At 60.6% G+C, this 20167-nt stretch carries 19 protein-coding genes; 13 read left to right on the forward strand and 6 right to left on the reverse strand.

Annotated elements, in window-relative coordinates:
- Positions 1-330, forward strand: a complete 330-nt coding sequence (locus E2484_RS14540) for a DUF4387 domain-containing protein (protein WP_137285910.1) — start codon at positions 1-3, stop codon at positions 328-330.
- A gap of 268 nt (positions 331-598) precedes the next feature.
- Positions 599-1969: an MmgE/PrpD family protein gene (locus E2484_RS14545; protein WP_170977366.1), complete on the forward strand. Its 1371-nt coding sequence runs from the start codon at positions 599-601 to the stop codon at positions 1967-1969.
- 24 nt (positions 1970-1993) lie between these two features.
- On the opposite strand, the gene E2484_RS25680 is transcribed toward E2484_RS14545, so the two are convergent.
- Positions 1994-2116 (reverse strand): hypothetical protein, encoded by a 123-nt coding sequence (locus E2484_RS25680; RefSeq protein WP_321112640.1) that lies wholly within the window; start codon positions 2114-2116, stop codon positions 1994-1996.
- A 211-nt stretch (positions 2117-2327) separates the two neighbouring features.
- Here E2484_RS25680 and E2484_RS14550 point away from each other — a divergent pair, with 211 nt between their 5' ends.
- Positions 2328-3146, forward strand: a complete 819-nt coding sequence (locus E2484_RS14550; protein WP_137285912.1) for an aspartate dehydrogenase domain-containing protein — start codon at positions 2328-2330, stop codon at positions 3144-3146.
- Positions 3147-3199: 53 nt separating this feature from the next.
- Here E2484_RS14550 and E2484_RS14555 read toward each other — a convergent pair whose 3' ends face one another.
- The gene (locus E2484_RS14555) at positions 3200-4525 is read right to left on the reverse strand and encodes an MFS transporter (protein WP_137285913.1); all 1326 of its coding nucleotides are present in this window, start codon (positions 4523-4525) and stop codon (positions 3200-3202) included.
- 87 nt (positions 4526-4612) lie between these two features.
- Positions 4613-5038 carry a DUF6917 domain-containing protein gene (locus E2484_RS14560; RefSeq protein WP_137285914.1) on the reverse strand — a complete coding sequence of 142 codons (426 nt, stop codon included), beginning with the start codon at positions 5036-5038 and terminating at the stop codon, positions 4613-4615.
- Positions 5039-5182: 144 nt separating this feature from the next.
- On the opposite strand from E2484_RS14560, the gene E2484_RS14565 reads away from it, so the two are divergent.
- Together E2484_RS14565 and E2484_RS14570 are read left to right on the forward strand one after the other, a co-directional pair.
- A complete protein-coding gene (locus E2484_RS14565) occupies positions 5183-6124 on the forward strand; it encodes an NAD(P)-dependent oxidoreductase (protein WP_321112641.1) in 942 nt (313 codons plus the stop codon).
- A 115-nt stretch (positions 6125-6239) separates the two neighbouring features.
- Complete coding sequence (locus E2484_RS14570) at positions 6240-7259, forward strand: threonine ammonia-lyase (protein ID WP_137285916.1); 1020 nt, start codon at positions 6240-6242, stop codon at positions 7257-7259.
- A 59-nt stretch (positions 7260-7318) separates the two neighbouring features.
- On the opposite strand, the gene E2484_RS14575 is transcribed toward E2484_RS14570, so the two are convergent.
- Positions 7319-8152 (reverse strand): aspartate dehydrogenase domain-containing protein, encoded by an 834-nt coding sequence (locus E2484_RS14575; protein ID WP_321112642.1) that lies wholly within the window; start codon positions 8150-8152, stop codon positions 7319-7321.
- Positions 8153-8412: 260 nt separating this feature from the next.
- On the opposite strand from E2484_RS14575, the gene E2484_RS14580 reads away from it, so the two are divergent.
- The 7 genes from E2484_RS14580 (at position 8413) to E2484_RS14610 (ending at position 16617) form a co-directional block, all read left to right on the forward strand.
- The gene (locus E2484_RS14580; protein WP_137285366.1) at positions 8413-9804 is read left to right on the forward strand and encodes an ABC transporter substrate-binding protein; all 1392 of its coding nucleotides are present in this window, start codon (positions 8413-8415) and stop codon (positions 9802-9804) included.
- 2 nt (positions 9805-9806) lie between these two features.
- Complete coding sequence (locus E2484_RS14585; protein ID WP_137285367.1) at positions 9807-10769, forward strand: carbohydrate ABC transporter permease; 963 nt, start codon at positions 9807-9809, stop codon at positions 10767-10769.
- Positions 10766-11671, forward strand: a complete 906-nt coding sequence (locus tag E2484_RS14590) for a carbohydrate ABC transporter permease (protein ID WP_137285368.1) — start codon at positions 10766-10768, stop codon at positions 11669-11671. Before E2484_RS14585 ends, E2484_RS14590 begins: the two co-directional genes overlap by 4 nt.
- Positions 11672-11784: 113 nt before the next feature.
- On the forward strand, positions 11785-12912 hold the full coding sequence (locus tag E2484_RS14595) for an ABC transporter ATP-binding protein (protein ID WP_137285369.1): 1128 nt from the start codon (positions 11785-11787) through the stop codon (positions 12910-12912).
- 430 nt (positions 12913-13342) lie between these two features.
- Positions 13343-14764: an ABC transporter substrate-binding protein gene (locus tag E2484_RS14600; RefSeq protein WP_170977313.1), complete on the forward strand. Its 1422-nt coding sequence runs from the start codon at positions 13343-13345 to the stop codon at positions 14762-14764.
- Positions 14765-14767: 3 nt separating this feature from the next.
- Positions 14768-15727, forward strand: coding sequence for an ABC transporter permease (locus E2484_RS14605; protein ID WP_137285371.1), 960 nt, complete (start codon positions 14768-14770; stop codon positions 15725-15727).
- Positions 15724-16617: an ABC transporter permease gene (locus E2484_RS14610; protein ID WP_137285372.1), complete on the forward strand. Its 894-nt coding sequence runs from the start codon at positions 15724-15726 to the stop codon at positions 16615-16617. Before E2484_RS14605 ends, E2484_RS14610 begins: the two co-directional genes overlap by 4 nt.
- A gap of 30 nt (positions 16618-16647) precedes the next feature.
- Here the strand turns inward: E2484_RS14610 and E2484_RS14615 are convergent, their stop codons facing one another.
- Positions 16648-17892: a M20 family metallopeptidase gene (locus E2484_RS14615; protein ID WP_137285373.1), complete on the reverse strand. Its 1245-nt coding sequence runs from the start codon at positions 17890-17892 to the stop codon at positions 16648-16650.
- A 95-nt stretch (positions 17893-17987) separates the two neighbouring features.
- Between E2484_RS14615 and E2484_RS14620 the strand changes: the two genes are divergently transcribed.
- Positions 17988-18683, forward strand: a complete 696-nt coding sequence (locus tag E2484_RS14620) for a DUF1028 domain-containing protein (RefSeq protein ID WP_137285374.1) — start codon at positions 17988-17990, stop codon at positions 18681-18683.
- A 19-nt stretch (positions 18684-18702) separates the two neighbouring features.
- On the opposite strand, the gene E2484_RS14625 is transcribed toward E2484_RS14620, so the two are convergent.
- Positions 18703-19941: a metal-dependent hydrolase family protein gene (locus E2484_RS14625; RefSeq protein ID WP_137285375.1), complete on the reverse strand. Its 1239-nt coding sequence runs from the start codon at positions 19939-19941 to the stop codon at positions 18703-18705.
- Between the last annotated feature and the right edge of the window lie 226 nt (positions 19942-20167).

The raw sequence follows: 20167 nt of genomic DNA on the forward strand, positions 1-20167 counted from the left end.
ATGGGGACCATCACAGACTACGTGTCAGTGCTCCGTTCGAAGAACGCCAATCCCTACGAGATCACCATCGACCTGATCTTCGAGGAGTGGGACGACTATCACTACGTCACAGACAACGAACTGATAACCGAGGAGACGATCACGGAGACGTACGATATCCCACTCGACGAGGTGACCGTCTTCGTCTACTACGACCCCGCCAAGGCGATCAAGGCCACGATCAAACGGCCGATCCACTCCGGCGGGATCGGCGACTCCGACATCTACGGGGCCCAGCAGTACGCACCCCTGCTCGATCTGGAGATCCCCGATCCCCCGGCGAACGAGTGACCCCGCTGGCCTTCGACGCTCTTCTCGCACGAAGGATATACTCCACGAAACAAGACTCCTTGCTGGCGCGTTGACCGTTCTGATAGCGCCGAGGGGCCGCCGTTTCCCGGCCGATACTCGCCTTCGAGCGACCCGACATCCGCCGCTGGAGTTGGAGTCCCCCTCGGACGGCGATTGTCACAAGGTAATCGGGGAAAAGTGGTGACCAATCCTTATGTACTGCGAGCTGGTTGTATGTGGCACCCTACCAAGGAGGGTCACGATATCAATGGCAAAAGACCGGCTTCTCTCCGGCAAAGCGAGGGCGATCGTCGATTTCGCCGCGAACACGACGTTGGACGACATCCCGGACGAGGTGGTCGACCGCTCGAAGCTCGTCCTCCTCGATACTGTCGGATCACTGCTGGCGGCGTCCGACCCGACGTACGACCCTGGTCGCATCGTCGCCGACTTCGCCGGCGACGGCGACGGTCGATCCGAATCGTCGATTATCGGCTACGAGCGCACGGCATCGTGCGAGAACGCGGCACTCACGAACGGAACGCTGGGGTACTTCTGCGACCTGGACGCCCACCATCCAGAGGCGATAACTCACACGCCCGCAATCATGGTCCCGGCGGCACTGGCGGTCGGCGAGCGCGAGCGGGCGACCGGCACTGAACTGCTCGCGTCGGTTATCCTCGGCATCGAAGTCGCCTGCCGGGTGAGCCTCGCGCTGAATCCGGGGGCGCTGTACGACCAGGGGTTCCACCCGACGCCGGTGTCGGGCGGGTTCGGGGCGGCGGTGGCCGCGGGGAAACTGTTGGACCTCGACTCAGAGCAGCTCGCGATTGCGCTGGGGTTGGCTCAGACCCAGGCGTCGGGGCTGCTCGCGTGGAAGGAAGACCCCACCGAGAGCCTGCGGCCGTTCAATCCCGGGATGGCCGCGCGGAACGGCGTCACCGCGGCCGAGCTCGCCGCGGCTAACTTCGGCTCGCCGGTCGACCCGTTCGGCGGTGAGTACAACGTGTTCCGAGCCTTCTCGAACGGTCGGGAGGCGGTCGACCGGTTGGACCGGGAACTGGGCGAGACGTACGCGATCACGGAGCACGCGTTCAAGCGATACTCCTCAGTCGCGTTCTCTCACCCCGCACTGGACGCGCTGCTCGGCCTCCTGGAGGAACACGACCTCTGCGCCGAGGACGTCGCCGAGATAGAGGTGCGATTTCCGGCGACCGGCGCCGAACTCATCGACGACGCCGACCTCAACTCCCACTCCCTACAGTACCTCTTGGCCGTCGCGACGCTCGAACGGGAGGTGATGATAGACGACATCGTCGACGATCGCCGGTCGGACCCGGCGGTGAGGGCGCTGATGGACCGAGTTTCGCTGGTTCGGGACGAACAGCTGGACGACTGTTTCCCCGAGCGATACACGTCAGTCGTGACGCTCGAAACGGATTTAGGCACGTTCTCCGAGCGCGTCGAGTACGCGGCGGGGACCCCGGAGAAGCCGTTCACCGAATCCGACATTAAAGCCAAGTTCCGCCGAATCACGGAGTCGACGACGACCGGGGAGCAACGCGACGAGATCGTTGACGTCGTCTCCGATTTCGAGAACGTGCGCGACGTGAACGAGCTGGTCGAGCTGGTTCGCTGACTCGGAATCGCTAGTCTCCCCTCGTCACTTCAGCACGACGTCGTCGCAGTCGCGACACAGCCACACCGTCGTCCCGTCCCAGAGGTTTCCCATGACCCGGACGTTCTCGGACGTGATGGCCTCCTCGCAGTTCGGACACGATACCATGAGTAATGATACCACACAACAGTATAAATACTCTCGGCCACCACCGCATCCGACCGAACGAGGACGTAAGCGTGCTCGACGAACATTTCTATTATTTAAAAGTATAGAGTGTTATCGGCTGGCTATCGATCCGACGAGAACGGCGGGTCGGTCGACAGATACTGCGAGTAGTCGGAAGTACACTTATTAGAAGCGGCGGTGTCCCTTAAGTATGCTCGAAATCGGTCTCATCGGGACGGGAGCCATCGGTTCACGCGTCGCCAGCGCAGTGACCGACGGAATGGTTCCCGACGCACGAATCGCGAGCGTGCACAACCGAACCCGGCAGCGGGCCTCCGACCTCGTCGATTCTCTGGAAACGGCCCACGAGATACACGTGGCGTCCGACCCGATTGAAGTGGCCGAACGCACGGACGTCGTGGTCGAGACGGCGAACCAGGCGGTCATCGAGGAGTATGCAGTCGACATCCTGGCCGCGGGCACGGACCTCGTCGCGCTGAGCGTCGGGGCGTTCAGAGACGCACAACTTCTGGCGGACGTCGAGGCGGTCGCCGCCGAGAACGACGCCCGGGTCCGCGTGCCGTCGGGGTCGATCGCCGGCCTCGACGGACTCGGAGCCATTGGGAACTATCACCTCGACGAGGTCGCCCTGCTCTGCTACCGGCCAGCTCACTACTACGGCCCATATGTGGACGACTCGGTTGACCTCGATGATCTAGAGGACGGCGACGTCATATTCGCGGGGACGGCCGCAGAGGCCGCCGGGGCGTTCCCCGCGCACATGAACGTGGCAGTCACCGTCGCGCTCACCGCCGGCGTCGACCCCGAGGACGTTACCGTCCGCATCGAAGTCGAGTCGACCGCGCCGCGGGCCCGATACGTGGTCCGTGCCCGCGGGGCCGGTGGCACCGTCGACGCGGAGGTTCTGAATTTCAGGACGGAATCGAATCCGGAAACGAGCCACATCAACGTGCTCTCGATAGTCGAGACGCTCCGCCGTCTCTCCGGGCCGGTGGTAGTAGGGACGTGACTGCCGGCCGACCGCAAACTCAGCGTTCGTCCCCGAACTGCCGGCCCGGCGATTTAGTCGGCGGCGTCCGCTGGCTCCTTCTGGGTACGTATCAACACGAGGCAGACGACCGCCCCCATGGCAGCGATGCCTGCCTGGACGAGGAACGTGGTGGTGGCCGTTCCATAGGTCAGGGCGATTCCGGAGAGCGACGCGCCCAGCGCACCGATTCCGAATACGGCCAAGTAGGTGAACCCGTACGACAGGCCCCGAACGTCGGACGGAGAGTACGCCGCGACTATCGCCTGGGAGACCGGCTGCACCGCGAACAAGGTGAAGCCGAGGACCGCCGAGGCGAGTAGGAGTGGGCCGAGTCCGAGCGAGGCTGCCGGGACGAACGCGACCGCTATCGCCGACAGTAGTCCGAGTAAGGCGGCGAAGGTCCACCGTAGCGGGAGCCGGTCGATTAGGTGTCCGCCGACGTACTGGCCAAAGATGCCGACCGTGAGGAGTCCGGAATAGAGGTACCGACCGAGGTCAAGTTCGGACCTCGGTCCGGTCTCGCCGCCGAACAGCGAGAGCGAGAAGCCGCTCTCGCGCAAGAAGTCGCCGAGCAGTTCCGGGAGGAACGTGATGATGCCCCGGTAGTAGAGGCCATTGAACATCACGACCAGGAACACCAATCCGAACGCGACCGTGAAGAGTCGCCTCGCGTCCGAACGAAGCGACGACGCGCTCAGAGAGGATTCCTCTCTGGTCCCGTCCTCGCCCCCGTCGGTCGACGGCAGATTCTCGGTACCACCGTCGCTGGCGGTAGTGCCGACGTCGCTATCGGCGGTCACGGCAGCGGTCTCGTCGAAGTCGCGCCGGAGGCCGTAGACGGCTGTTACGAGCGCCGGAATGGCCAACACCGTCGTGACGATTTGCCAGTCAAACGCCAACAGCAGCAGCGCGGTGGCCAGGGGGCCGAGCGCGATCCCGACGTTCCCGCCCATGCCGTGATAGCCGAACGCTCGCCCGCGCACGGTGACCCCCTTGCTCAACAGCGCCAGTCCGGCGGGGTGGTAGATGCTCGCCGCCACACCCCACAGCGAGAGCGCGACGGCCACCCCGACGAGATTCGGTGCGAGCCCGAGTATTAGGAACGAGCCGCCCATCCCCGCGAGGCAGGCTGCAATCACGGGCCTCGAACCGTAGGCGTCTGCGAGGATGCCGCTCGGGAGGGCACCGATGCCCATCAGCGCGTAGCCCACCGCCACGACCGTCCCCAACGTCGCCGGTGTGACCGGAAACTCCACCAGCCAGATGGTCATCAGTATTGGTATCGAGAGCTCGTAGGTGTGGACCAGGGCGTGGGAAATCGTCGTAAACCCGATGATGGCGCGGTCGTTATCATTCATGCGAATCAGTAGCTGAGCGGTCGTTGCAGTGGACGCTTGAGGTCTGGGCGTCACCGAATAGCCTCTTCTCGCGGTTCGGTGTCTCAATCATTCGAAACGAATCTGTGTCCCCAGTTCGATGTCGAGGTCAGCGCCGCTCCGGCAGTCGTCGGTACTGAGCACGATGTTCTGGTGGTTCGGCATGTGCGTCTCGTCAAACCCGACCAGTGTCCCGAGTGACCGCTCCCCGACGCTCACTTCGTCGCCTACGGCGGTGACACCGCCCTGCGCTATCTCGACGAACCCGACGACCGCGCCGCGGTCTACCCCCATGTGTTCGCGGGGATTCGGTTCGTCGGTCAGGATGAGTTCGTGAATCTCTCCCCGGGGAAGCGCCCGCGACATCGGGGTAATGAACTCAAGGCCGCGGTCGTCGTACATCACGTCGAGGACGACGACGATCTCGCCGGTGACGGCTCGTTTATTTCCGTCGTCGTAGGGGTTCTTGTCAAGAAGGTTCTCGTACGGATCCATGGTTCTGGGGCTCGGTTCGGACCTAATTGTCGTCTTTTGAATCGAGGGGCGACCACTCAAAGGTTTCCCTCGTTACCAGTCTGCGTTGGGCGCGTCGGACCATCTCCCTCAACTGGAAATCTAGGGGCCCTGACCGACGGATAGTTGACCACCCATAAGTATAACCATACGCAGAACGGGACAGGGAGTATGCCCGACAAGACTGTCGGATTCGTCGGACTCGGTATTATGGGAAAACCGATGGCGAAAAACGTCCTGGCGGCCGGCTATCCAGTGGTCGGCCACAACCGTTCGGACGGCCCCGTCGAAGAACTCGCGGCCGCGGGCGCCGAGCGGGCCGAGCACCCGCAGGAGGTCGCCGAGCGCTCGGACGTCGTCGTCACAGTGCTTCCAGACACCGACGCGATCGAAGAAGTGCTCACAGGGGAGAACGGCGTCATCGAGGGACTGAGCGGCGGTGAGACGGTGATAGACATGTCCACGATTTCGCCGACCGCCACTGAGAGGCTATCCGAACAGATTCGGTCCGCCGGCGCAAAAATGCTCGACGCTCCCATCAGCGGCGGCGAGGAAGGCGCCATCGACGGGACACTCTCGATCATGGTCGGGGGCAACGAGGCTGCGCTGGACGCCCAGCGGGACCTGTTGGCGGTCATGGGGTCGACGATCACCTACTGCGGCGACAATGGCGCGGGGCAGGTGACGAAGGCCTGCAACCAAATTGTAGTCTCGACCACGATGCAGGGCATCAGCGAAGCGCTGGTGTTCGCCGAGAAGGCCGGCGCCGACCTGGAGGCGGTCGTCGACGCCATAAGTGGCGGCGCGGCCGGATGCTGGGCGCTCGACAACCGGGCACCGAGCATGATTCGGGGCGACTTCGACCCTGGGTTCTTCGCTTCATACCAGTACAAGGACCTTCGAATCGCCACGGACGCCGGCGAGGCCTACGGCGCGGTGATGCCGGCGACCGAACTCGCCCATGAGATGTACAAGTCGATGGAGGCCAACGGGAATGGCGACCTAGACAACTCCGGCATCATCACCGTAATCGAAGACCTGGCGAACGAACAAGCGCGCATCGAGTGACCACTCATGAAGACGATGAACCCTCGACGAAGGTCACCACCGGCGACGGTCGATGGACAGGGTCACGACTTTTGGGGGCCACCGAACAGACGCACCTCCGGCGAGGGTCGTGCCCATGTCTGACCGGACGTTCAAACCGATTGAATCCCCGGATTCTACGACTGTCTTCCCCTACCACGACCTGACACCGCCCACGCTGTCCCAGATTTACCGGATGCGGGCGCTGATGCAGTCACACCTCCCCCGCAGTCCGCTCGTCCGGAGCGACATCCTCTCGGAACGGTTGGATGCGGACGTCTACCTCAAGCGCGAAGACACGCTGCCGACGGGGACGTTCAAGGTTCGTGGCGGAATCGCCCTCGGCCATGACCTCGACGAGCGGTTCCGCGAGCAGGGACTGATAGTCGCTAGCACTGGCAACCTCGGTCAAGGTGTCGCGTACGGGGGCCGCGAGTTCGACGTCCCCGTCGTCATCGGCGTCCCCGAGGGGGCAAATCCGTCGAAAGTCGCGGCGATGGAGCGCCTCGGGGCGAGGGTCGAACAGCGCGGGACCGACTTCGACGAGGCTAGAGAGTGGGTCGAATCCCGGGCCGTCGACGAGGGCTACCGTCTCGTCTCGCCCGGGAACGACCGCAATCTCCTCGCGGGTATCGCGACGGCGGGCCTCGAAGTCGTCGAGGACCGCTCCGACGTGGACGTGCTCGTCAATCCCATCGGGTCTGGGAGCAGCGCCACCGGGTACTGTCTCACGGTCGGAAAACTCTGCGACGCGGACGTCATCGGGGTGCAGTCCGAGGACGCGAGCGCCGTCTACGAGGCTTGGAAGGGCGGGCACCTCAAGTCCAAGGAGTCCGTATCGACGTTCGCCGAGGGGTTGGCGACACGGGTCCCATTCGCGCTTACCATGCAGGTGCTCAGGGAGGACCTCACCGACATCGTCCTCGTCTCTGACGAGGCACTCCGCCAGACAATTCGACTGCTGCTCGAGGAGGAACACATCTTAGCGGAAGGCGCCGGCGTCGCCAGCGTCGCAGGGGCGCTGCAACTCGGGGACGAACTTCGGGGGAAGACGGTCGTGCTACCCATTTCGGGGCGTAATATCGACGCCGAGACGCTCGCGGCCGTGCTAGAATAGAGTACGAGTGGTCGCTCGGGAAAATATATTTGTTTTTACAATACAGGTGTTTCTCCCACTTACGTTCCGACGACGACGGGGTCCGTGAGCCTGCGCAGTGTTTCGACGGCGGAGAACACCGTCAGCGCGCTCTGTTCGGGTTTCGCATCCGTCGCGAAGTTCCGAACCTCCGTCTCGACGGCTCCCGCCTCCCCAGTCGCGGACACGACGTAGCGGCTTCGGGGGGCCGTCCGCTTGACGAAGATCTCAACGGTGACATCCTCGGGCCTGACATCGACCGTCAGCGTGAGGGCAATGGCCACGTTCATGTGCGCGGGGAACGTCGCGGCGGCTTCCGCCGCCGTCCCCGAGAATATCGGCTCCCCGTCCGGCAATTCGGTTACGTCCACAGCGTCGTCGACGTACGGTTCGAGGTACTCCGGAGGCCGGTAACAGCGCAACGAAACCCCGTCCACGGTTCCGTGCCTGATTGCGCCGACGCCGTCCAGGCACGCGATAGCGCCCGACGGGACGCGGACCCGCGAATCGTTTTTGTCGGCCGCTGTCCGAACCGCGTCCAGGAGGTCCGGGTCGCGAAACGCCCCCACACTCAGCGCGACGAGGTCCGCGCCTGTGGACAGGATATCGACGGCCGACTCCGCGACGACTGCCTGACTTGCCGTCTCGACTACGACGTCGACCTGTTCGGCGACCTCAACTGGGTCGGACGCGATGTTGACGTCGGCCTCCGAGTCCAGCGACGAGACGACAGCCCGGGCCCGCTTCGGCGTTCGGTTGTACACGCTCGACAGCCGTGCCCCGGGCACCAGTCCGTCCACGAGGTGTCCAGCTACTTTCGATCCTAGTGCTCCGGTCCCGATTAGCCCGACTTCGTACATGGCGATACTAGACACTAGCGTTTGATAATAATCTTGCTACCGTCTTCAGAGGCGACCAACAGGGGCTCGCCGAACCGCGTCGCTCGCGATCCATTGAACTGGTCGCGGCATTGGAATCATCCACTTACCCATTATCTCCGCCTCGCGGCGATATCTTAACTCACTCGGTTCTCAATCTACACCGAGGAGGAAGTTTGATTGCATTTTATATATCTGGCTGAGATGCTCCGGGCAAGGTATATGTTATAACAGATGATTACATATCTTGTGGTACGATGACAAATGACAAGAGGGGTACGAGTGATCAGGTGAATCGCCGGAACGTCTTGAAGGGTCTGAGCGTGACAGGCCTCGGAAGTATCGCCGGCTGTACCGGGGGTGGCGCCTCCGTCGGACAGGAAACGACCACGACGGTCGAGGGCGACTGGCCGGATTTGAGTGGGCAGGAGGTCCACTTCCTGGTGGACGAGACCAGCGACGCGTTCCGCAACTTCTTCTCGAACGTCGGCAGCGACTTCCAGGCGGCCACCGGCGCCACCGTCCGCATGGAGTACCAGGCCACCGGCGGGAGCGCCGAGGAGCGTCTCGCCCAGTTGCTCCAATCGGGTGACCCGCCGGAGGTCCTGCTGTCGTCGGTGTCCCAGTCGGCGCTATTTGCGGTCCGCGGCATCGCGGCTCCGGTCAACGAGGCGTTCCAGGCGGCGACCGATCGGTACGGCGAGCCGCGCCAGCGGATGCAGTACCAGGGTGACGAATACATGATGCCGTTCGGGAGCAACATCGGGATGTTCTGGTACCGGACCGACCTCTACGACGAGGCGCCCACCACCTGGGAGAGCCTGCTTCAGGGAGCCCAGAACGTCCAGGAGAACACCGACCTGAACGGGACGGCGCTTCTGGGTGGGACCAGCTTCTGTACCGAACTCCAACTGATGAGCTTCGCGTACTCGGCGGGAGCGAATGTGGCGGAGAACAACGACGGCGACATCAACGTCATCATGGCCGAGGGCTCGAATCGCGACAGGTGGATTCAGACGTTGTCGTACCTGCAGGACTTGAAGTCCTTCTCCGGAGGCAACGAGGACATCGGCTGTGAGGGTTCGACGGTGCTGGCCAACGAGAACTCCGCGCACGCCTGGTGGGTGGGGTCGCGGCCGAAGAACCAGTGCGTTGTCCAAGACAGACCCTTCGCCGGCGACGTCGCGGCAGTTCAACAGCCCGGCCCCGGGACGGAGGGTGCGCTAACGTGTGGTCTCACTGACGGTCTAATCACGTTCCAGGATGCCGACGTCGAGGCGGCCCAGACGTACATGGAGTTCTTCGCGCAGCCGAAGTACTTCACGCAGATCATGGCGATCACGCCGATTCACATCATTCCGCCGTTCCCCGGTATCTTCGAACTGCCGGCGGTCCAGCAGCAGCTCAACGAACTCCCGGACGTCTGGACCGACCATGACATCCAGACGATGAAGAACGCGACGGAAAACTACACGACGCTCGCCGACGAGACCGACCCGCCGAACCCGTACTCAGGGGCCATCTACGGGTCCAACATCCTCTCGGACATCATGTACGACGCGACGATTAACCAACGCGACCCGGCGGCGATCGTCGACGAGTACGCACCACAGATCCAGAACGTGGTGGACCAAGCGCAGCAAGGTTGATTATGAGTCTGGCTGACAAGCAGATCGGCGCGCGAACTCTCGGCCAGCGGTATCACGCCGCGCAGGACGCGGTGTTCGAGTTCTTGTCGCGGAAGTGGGTGTTGATCGGCATCACGGTGGTTCCGGTGATGGCGCTGTTCGTGTTCGTCAATCTGCTCCCCATCGCGTGGGCGATCAACGCCAGCTTCCACTCCACCTCGATCTACTCGCCGGACTGGACCTGGAGCGGCATCGAGAACTATCAGGCCGTGCTCACCGACGGCGGCTTCTGGATATCGCTGTGGCGGTCGCTGCTGTTCGCCGGCGGGTCGGTCGTGCTCCAGCTCATCGCCGGCACGGCGCTGGCGCTGATCGTCAACCGGTCGTTCAAGTTCGCGAACTTCGCGCGCGCGGTCGCGATGCTGCCGTACCTCATCCCGACCGCCGTGCTCGGATTCATCGCGCTGTGGATGGGGAACTCCCAGTACGGCATCATCAGCGACCTGCTCGTTCGCATCGGCGCGCTCGATAGTGCGGTTCCGTGGTACGGGTCAACGACGTGGGCCCTGCCGGCCGTGATTCTCACCAGCAGCTGGAAGTTCACCCTCTTCGTGACCATTATGGTACTCGCCCGGTTGCAGAGCATCCCGGAGGGGTTCTACGAGGCCGCGACCGTGTCCGGGGCGAACGCGTACCATAAGTTCCGAGATATCACGCTCCCGAACCTGAAGGGCGTGATATTTATCGTGCTGCTGTTGCGTGGCATCTGGATGTTCAACAAGTTCGATATCATCTGGGTGCTGACTCGCGGCGGACCGAAGGAAGTCACGTCAACGGCGCCCATCTACGCTTACGAAGTGGCGTTCAATAGCACCCGCCTCGGCAGGGCGGCGGCGACGTCGGCGCTGCTCTTCCTGATACTCGTCATTGGCGCGTTCCTATACTTCACCGTCCTCGAACCCGAAGAGGAGGTGCGTGTCGAATGAGTACCGACACGGGGCACGGCACCCAGGAAGTCGACTACCGGGGGAACGTTCCGCTGTGGCGACAGCTCTCGTTCGACCAGCGGCGGCGCGTCAAGAAGGTCGCGTTCTACATCTCGCTGTTCGGTGGCCTCGCCGTCATCATCTTCCCGCTGTTCTGGATGTTTAGCACGGCGTTCCGTCCGCAGAGCCAGATGTTCACCCGGCCCGTGCCACTCCTGCCGGAGTCGGTGACGCTCACGCACTTCCAGACGATCCTCACCGACTCGATGTTCCTCACCTTCTACGCGAACAGCATCATCGTCGCGCTGGGCGTCGTGCTTCTGACGACGGTGACGTCAACGCTCGGTGGGTACGGGCTCACCCGACTCGACATCCCGCTGAAGAAGACGTTCGCCCGGACCATCCTCTTCGGCTACATGTTCCCGCCGATTCTGCTGGCAATTCCGATGTTCATCTTCTGGCAGCGACTCGGCGTCATCGACACCTACGTCGGCCTCATCTTGGCAGAAACGGCCATCTCGCTTCCCTTCTCGCTGTGGCTGATGTGGAAGTTCTTCCAGACGGTCCCGGTCTCGCTCGAGGAGTCTGCGATCACCGCCGGCGCGACTCGGTTCCAGGCGTTCTACGACGTCGCGCTACCGATGGCCAAGCCGGGGATGATCGCCGTGGCGGTCTTCTCGTACGCCGTCTCGTGGAACAGCTTCACGATGCCAAAGGTGCTGATGATCAGCGAGAGCAAGTGGCCGCTGACCATCGGGGTCTACTCGTTCACCCAGCAGCAGCACGTCTACTGGGGACAGGTGATGGCCGCGAGCGCCCTCATCATCCTCCCGGCGTTCGTGTTCGTCTTCTTCCTGCAGAAGTACCTGCTGCGGGGCTTCCGGGCCGGTGGTATTGGGTAACGACCGTTCCGGCACCGCTACCCCGGCCAGCGGTACGGAGACGCATAAGAATTATACCCCTACCCGTCCTTGCGAATAGATAACGCCTATCAAACTAGTCCTGGTGGCAACAAATGTCAGTCATCGAAATAGAATCGCTTCGGAAGGAGTACAGTGTCCCCGGCGGAACGGAAGTCGCGGTCAGGGATATCGACCTCGAGATAGAGGAGGGCGATTTCTTCACCATCGTCGGCCCCTCGGGCTGCGGGAAGACGACGACCCTGCGCTGTATCGCCGGGTTGGAGACGCCGACGTCGGGAGCGATCCGCTTCGACGGACGGGACGTGACGAGCATCCCGACCAACAAACGCGACATCGCGATGATGTTCCAGAGCATCGCGCTGTACCCTCACATGACGATTCGGGAGAACATCCAGTACCCGCTGAAACTCAGGCACATGAACAAGGCCGAACGGGACGAAGAGACCGAGCGGGTCGCCGAAATCGTCCAGATTCCCGAACTCTTGGACAAGTACCCGGGCGAGCTCAGCGGCGGCCAGCGCCAGCGGGCCGCGCTCGCCCGGACCATCATCCAGGACCCCCTCGTGTTCCTCATGGACGAACCGCTGTCGGACCTCGACGCCAAGCTCAAGGTCGAGATGCGGAAGGTCATCCAGCGGATTCACAAGCGGTTGGGCAAGCCCACCATCTACGTCACCCACGACCAGGAGGAGGCGCTGACAATGAGCACCCGCATCGCCGTCATGAACGACGGCAACGTCGAGCAGGTCGGCACCCCCGACGAGCTGTACGAACAGCCAGCGAACCTCTTCGTGGCCGATTTCATCGGGAATCCGAGCATGAACTTCATCCCGGGCCACGTCGCGTCGGTCTCGGACGGCGAGGCGACTATCCAGGGTTCCGACGGCTCGATTTCGTTCAGCGTCGACAACCTGCCGGCGTCGTACGAGGGCGAGGACGTCACCGTAGGCTTCCGCCCGGAGGACGGCCGCATCTCGACCGACCGCTCGCAAGGCATCTACGAGGCTGAGGTCATCCTGCTGGAGCGCATCGACGACCGGTCGCTCGTGTACATCGAGGGCCCCGACGACGATATCCGAGCCACGATACCGAGTGACACCTCTATCACCGAGGACGAACCGGTGTCGCTCAGCGTCGACGGCGAGGACGTGTACCTCTTCGACGGTAGCGGAGACCTCATCCGGCGTGAGAAAGAGCCCGTCCTGTCCGAAGGGGCGTAATTAATTGTCGGCACGATTGTTAGCGACTACCGTTTCGAGAGACGTCCGCGGGGTTCTCCAATACAGTATAAGCTCTCGCACCAGCGTATGCACGAAGTCGATGCACGTTGCTGTACGACGATGTAATTAGTGAAACGGCAAAAATAAGAAACCACTATTTTCATTAATCGTACGTGAAATCACTCAGATGCGTTATTTCTATCGGTATCATTATGTGACTGCTTCACTTCCTTATCTGCGTATGTCAAGCTCTAACAAACAGGATCATCCCGTAAGGCGGCGGGAACTTTTGGCTGGGATGAGCGCATACTCAGCGCTAGCATTAGCCGGATGTACGGGGGGAGGGCAAACCACCACGACTGCTGGCGAAACGACGACTGGAAATAGTGGAGATACCACTCCGACGAGCGAACCGAAATCCGGGGGGAAAATGGTGTACTCGACGAGCGAGGCGGTACAGCAGCTACACCCCCACTATAGAATCGCTATCGTTGACACGCAATTAGCCGTTCACATCGTCGAGAGTCTGTTCATCCTGAACAACGAACTGCTTCCCGAGAAGCGACTGGTCAAAAGCTACGAGACGGAGGGCGACGGAAAGACGTACCTCTTCGAGATCCCCGAGGGTGTCATGTTCCATCCCCCGGTAAGCAGAGAACTGGTCGCCGACGACGTTGTGGCCAGTTTACAGCAGGTCAAGAACGACCAGGCAACCGTCGCGAGCGAGGATATGGCTCCAGTGAATGGGATTGAAGCTGTCGACGACTACACCGTGCGGCTAACCCTGGACCACACTTACCCCGCCCTCATTTCGTCGGTGCTGGCGAGGACGGACACAGCCATCCTTCCCAGGGAACACCTAGACAAGGACGCCGAACCGGTCGGAACTGGGCCATACGTGTTCGACACTTGGGAGCGGGGGAACTTCGCACGGCTCGAGAAGTTCGACGACTACCGTATGGACGGCGTACCGTACTTCGACGAAATCGAGACGAACCCAATCGCTGAAAACAGTACTCGACTAGATGGACTGCTCTCCGGTGACTCTCATGTCGTCGTCAATGTTCCGACCAACAACGCCGACCGCGTCGAAAACGACGACTCTTTAGAACTTATATCCTACAGCGGGTTCGTCAACGAGTTCTTGGCGTTCAACAACGCGAAGGAACCCTTCGACGACGTTCGCGTACGGCGGGCAATCAACCACACGATCGATGTCGAACAGGCTATCGAGTTCGCCCTTGATGGGTTCGGATCTCCGGCGGTCACAGTGCTCCCGGCGTTCCACGCCTACGCGATCGACGCGGACCCCGTTCCACAGGACTTCGAGGAAGCAACCCGATTACTCGAAGAGGCTGGATACGGAGACGGCTTCGAGATGGAGTTCCTCCTACCAGAAGTGTACACTCCGAGTGTAGAACTAGGAACGCCAATGCAGCAGTGGCTCGCCCAAGTCGGTATCGACTGCGAACTCCAAGTTACCACCTGGGATAATGTGCTCGAACGGACCTTCAGTACGGGTGAGTATGACATGACCTCGTTCCCGTTCCTCGGGACGCATGCAACCCCGTTTGGCGCCTTCAACAAAATCTGTCATTCGGAGGGGTCGCTGAACTACTTTAATTACGCGAGCGATGAGATGGACACCACGGTCGAAAACGCAGCACGGACGACCGACACGGAAGAACAACGAGAGTTGTACCTTGAGGCCCAGCGAATCTACCGTAGAGACGTTCCGTTCATCAATGTCTTCTACTGGGACCAGTTGTACGGCCGGCGCAACAGTGTGAAAGGCGACCTTGTCTGGGGACCGTCAGAACTTCGACTGTGGAACAACTGGTTCGACGACTAATACATGGGGCGAGGAAGTTACATCGTTAAACGGGTATTCACGTCGTTCCTCACCCTCTTCATCGTGAGCTTCTTTACGTTCCTCTTTACGCAAATCCTCCCCGGCGACGCAGCACAGATGATTGCAGGCAAGGAAGCCTCGCCCGAGCGACTGGAACAGATCCGTAGAAACCTCGGTCTCTACGAACCCCTCTACGTCCAGTATGCCGACTGGCTAATCGGGGTCCTAACACTAAACCTAGGTCGGTCGTTCATCTTCAACGAACCTGTGATTGAGGTTCTGGCCAAGCGAATCCCGCGGTCGGCTTATCTTGCGACGGCGACGGTTGTCCTCGGTGTCTCCCTTTCTATCCCCTTGGGCGTCATCGCAAGTCGGCACCGCGATGGGTGGATCGACTTTTTGGTCAGTTCATTCACCTTCGCGGGGATCAGCATTCCAAACTTCTTTTGGGGGCTAATCTTTATCCTTGTCTTTGCACGCACCCTGGAATTATTACCACCATCCGGATACGTCGACCCGGGACAGAACTTCGGAGAGTTTGTACGGCGATTGACCCTCCCTACCGTCGCATTAACGTGGTATCTCATGGCATACATAACAAGAATGACTCGGTCGTCAATGCTGGAGGTGATGGGGAAAAACTACATTCGAACCGCTGTAGCGAAAGGCGTCACGACCCGAAACGTCGTCTACAAGCACGGGTTGCGGAACGCGTTGCTCCCCACCTTGACGGTCATCGCGTTCCAAGTCGGCTACGTCTTCGGTGGTGTCATCGTCATTGAAACCGTGTTCGCGTATCCCGGCGTGGGCAGTCTCACGTACCAGGCGATCCTTGACAGAGACCTTCCCCTAATCCAAGGAGCCGTGATGGTGATCGCGACAGTCTTCATCTTCGCCAATCTCACAGTGGATATCCTGTACACGGTCGTTGATCCACGGATCAAGTACGGAGGTGACCGATGAGCCAACAAGTCGTACGAGACTCGCGGTGGGAGCGAGGACTTGAGCAGATTCAAGAGGCCATCCGGGCGATGTGGTCCAACCCGAAGTTCCTCGTCGGAACGTTCGGGTTGCTTACGTTCGTCATCGTCGCTACCTTCGCGCCGTATATCACGCCATACGATCCCTTTAAATTAGACGTGATGAACCGGGCAGCACCACCCAGCTTCGTACACCCGATGGGGACCGACAACTTCGGCCGCGACATCCTCTCGCGCATCATCATGGGCACGCGGACTTCCGTATACGTCGGTGCCGTCAGCGTAACCATCGCGGCGGGGATCGGAGTTCCACTGGGCATCATCTCGGGGTTCTACGGTCGTATGCTCGACGAATCGATCATGCGCCTGATGGACGCCTTGATGAGCTTTCCACCGGTTCTGCTGGCACTCGTCATTATGGCCTCCCTTGGACCAGAATTGACGAACGTGCTGATCGCGCTAGGCCTCGTATACACCCCGTTTTTCGCGCGAGTCACGAGGAGTGCCGTACTGGAAACAATCACTGAGGACTTCGTCGACGCTGCACGCGCCCGTGGCGAGTCTGACAAGTATCTAATGGTTTACGAAATATTCCCGAACACGCTACCACCACTCATTGTCCAAGCCACCATCACTTTCGCGTTCGCCATCCTTTCCGAAGCGGCGCTCTCGTTCCTCGGAATGGGGACTCAACCTCCGACGCCCTCATGGGGGTTGATGATTGCCGAAGGACGTGACTACCTTGCTAGGAGCCCATGGATGGTCCTCGCGCCAGGGATGGCCATCGGTACTGTCGTCCTCAGCCTGAACCTGTTCGGCGACGCACTCCGGGACTATATGGATCCGAAAGTCGATGCATCCGGTGGGGTTTAAGCATCCCTCCTGCCTGAACTATCAGCCCGATTAGTCCCGGTCAATCTGATCTGCAAGGTCAAGGATGCTGGCCGCTATCACAGTCGCCGCATCAATTACTTGGTCCAGACAAACGTTCTCGTCAGGGCCATGCTGGTTTGACTCGGCATCGCCCGGACCGAAGTGGACGCATTCACAGCCGTACCCCCCGAACCATAGCGCGTCTGTCGGACCCATGACGCCCTCCATCGGCACGTCGCCGTTCAACCCCCGAATGGCGTTTTCCCTGACCGTCCGTGCCAGTATCCCTTCCGAGTCAGCGACGTACGCATCAATACGGTGAGTCTGTTTCGAGGAAATCGACAATCCATCGGGTAGTGAAAGATCCTCGATCGTATTCAGGAACTTCTCGTCCAGCCATTCGCTCTCAACGTTCGGCGGCACTCGTATGTCAATGGTTGTTTTACAGGTAGATGGGATAACATTTTCTTTGATACCCGCGTCAAGCATCGTTGGGATACACGTCGGTGGTGTCATGCCCGGGATCGACACGTTGACGGTAGAGAGCTTATCGTTCAACGACCGCACGGTCGGTAGTAACGGTTCTAGACCGAAGATCGGATTTGCACCTTTCTGGGGATCTAACCCTGCGTGTGCAGACTTACCGCTTATCGTCACCTCGTACTGGAGGACGCCCGCCGTGGCATACCAGATACGGTCGACGTTCCCTTCAAGAATGGCGTACTCCGGCCGGAACTCGCCGGACTCTGCGAGATACTTCGCACCGGCAGTACTTCCCGTCTCCTCGTCTGCTGTGGCCGCCACTACCACGTTCAGTTTCGTCGGGAGCAAGTCCAATGCCTCCAGAGCCCGCACTGCCAAGGTGTAGGCAGCAATTCGGGCTTTGCAGTCCTTGGCTCCCCGCCCGTACAGCCGACCGTCAACGATCTCCGCGCCAAAGGGATCGCACTTCCATTCTTCGGCGTTCGCCGGGACAGTATCGAAGTGAGCGATCAAACCCAGCGTGGGTCCGTGGTGCTTATCTGGCGTCGCCAAAACGTTCGGCCTGGGTTCCGGTAAACCAAGCGACTCCAGAAGGTCTCTTGGGGCGTCAACTGTCCGGTGTTCCCACCCGACAACCTCGTAGTGCTCTTCTAACACGGACCGGATTCGATCATACTCACCCGGCGGATTTACACTCGGCGTCTTGACCAATTTTGTGAGGAAGTCCACAGCCTCCCCGCGATTATCTTCAACGGATTGGGTTATCTCGGCCCACTTGTCAGACGATACCATAACGAAACCACGTCCGTAGGTACGTTAATTCTACCTCATAGAGGAGACGGACGGTTAGCGTAGCTTTATCCTTCTAGACGGTTACTCTCGGATGGATGACCTTCAGCATTTGTGCGAGAGAATCGTATCTCGACGACGAGGAGCGAGAACAAATCCGGTACGGCGTAGCAGTCGTCACGCGGCTTCCACGAGTGGGCGCACTTTGTCCGTTCGCAAATCAGTCGGGAGCCGTCTCGACTCAAAGCAGGCTCAACGTTGAACTCGGACGCAAAGGCGTCGCGTATCTTGCCGACGGTCTCAGGGTCGGGGATGCATTGCCGGCGCTACTCAACGCCGATCCAAACGCCTCTCACCGGCAACTACACGGTGTAGACCAAGAGTCTGCGTTCGCTCATACTGGAGAAGACTGTGACGGATGGGCCGGGCATCTCGTCGGCGAGAACTACTCCATTGCTGGTAACCTGCTCCGCTCTGAAGCGGTCGTCAAGTCGATGGAGAAAGCGTACGTTGATGGCGAGCGAGACGACGGATTCGCACAGCGATTACTCGCAGTTCTGCGCGCTGGTGAGGAGGTAGGTGGCGATGCTCGGGACGAACTCTCAATCCAGAGTGGTGCGATTCTGATCCGGGACACAGAGGATTACCCGATTATGGAACCGGCGAGTCATGACGTCAGGATTGACGCGACCACTACGCCCGTTGATGATTTGCAGGAGACGCTCGACGCTGTTATCACCGCCCACCAAGAGGCTCTCAAATCGTTGCGGGAGAAGTACGCCAGACTGGCGTGACTTCGGCCATACGTGGCGGCTACCCCAATTCGTCTTTCATGACTTCACCATCCTTCACGACGAGATGGATGTTTTGGGGGTCGGAGAGCAGTTCGGCGTCCTCAATCGGATCCCCCTTTACAGCGATGAAGTCCGCAATGTAGCCCTGTTCGATCCGCCCAACGTCGTCCAAACCGAGCATCGCCGCCGTCCGTTCGGTGCAGACCTCGATGGTGTCCTCGGGATCGAACCCTCCTTCCCGAATCATGAGTTCGAGTTCTCTCCCGTTATGGCCGTTCGGGAGAGCGGTTCCAGCGTCGGTCCCCATTGCGAACGCGACGCCTCGTTCTCGCGCCCGTGGGAGCATTGACAGGTGATGGTCCAGGGCCCGGTCGGCGTTGTCGCGCATCCACTCCGGCCGCCTCTCGTCTTCGACCAGTGCGAACATCGTGGCGTATGTCAGCGTTAGGTAAACTTCTGACTCGGCAATGCGATTCATCGACTCTTCGTCCATCCAGATGCCATGCTCGATAGATCGGACGCCAGCGTCGAGACACGCCTGAATCCCCTCAGGGCAGTGTGCGTGGGCTGCGACAGGGACATCTCGGTTACGCGCCTCCTCGCTCGCTGCCGTCAGTTCTGTCGGGGTGAAATGAAGTTCGTGACCGCCGGACTCATCAGTTACGCCGTCCGTGGCCCACACCTTGATCACGTCGGCCCCCCATTTCAGTTGCGACCGTATCGCGCGACGTACTTCTAGCTGGCCGTCGACGACGCGACTTTTAGTTACGGACTGCTCTCTCATCTCGTCCGTTGCAATCCGTTCGGGGACTGTATCGCCGTGACCGCCGGTGGTGCTCAACCCTTGGCCCGCAGCGATAACTCTGGGACCCGATATATCCCCGGCATCGATTCGATCGCGGAGCTCGAAGACAACCTCGTTGGGACCGCCTAAATCCCGTACCGTTGTCACGCCAGCGTGGAGCGTTCGACGTGCGTTCTCGACTGCTCGAATAGTCGATCCCGCGATGGATTCCTCGAAAGGGCCGCGTGGGGGGACAACATCAACGCCGGTTCCGGTGAGATGGACGTGACCGTCGACCAGGCCGGGGAGAATGCTATACCCGTCGAGGTTGACCTCCTCGTCTACGGTCGACGGTATCGTAATCTCACCAGCCGTTCCCGCGTCCAATATCCGTCCCCCCTCATGGATTACCATGCCCGGTTCGATCGTTCTATCGGGGGTTAACACCCTGTCAGCGGTTACTACACGCTTCATTCGTAACTGTGGAAGCGACGCCGATATACATGGGTCTACCGGTGATGCCACTTGGTTATGAACGTTCGCGATGAGGAATCGCCTCCTAGGCACTACCCTCGTATTTACCTTTGTGTCGCGTCCTTCGGGAATCCACCATTGTATCTTGGATTACAGTATCTTATCCGCGTGTAGGTGAGCGTGCCTCGTTCAGAAGATTCACAGTTCCACTAGCGGGCACATTGAA

Origin of the sequence: Halorussus salinisoli, assembly GCA_005239435.1 — an archaeon.
Lineage (GTDB): Archaea > Halobacteriota > Halobacteria > Halobacteriales > Haladaptataceae > Halorussus > Halorussus salinisoli.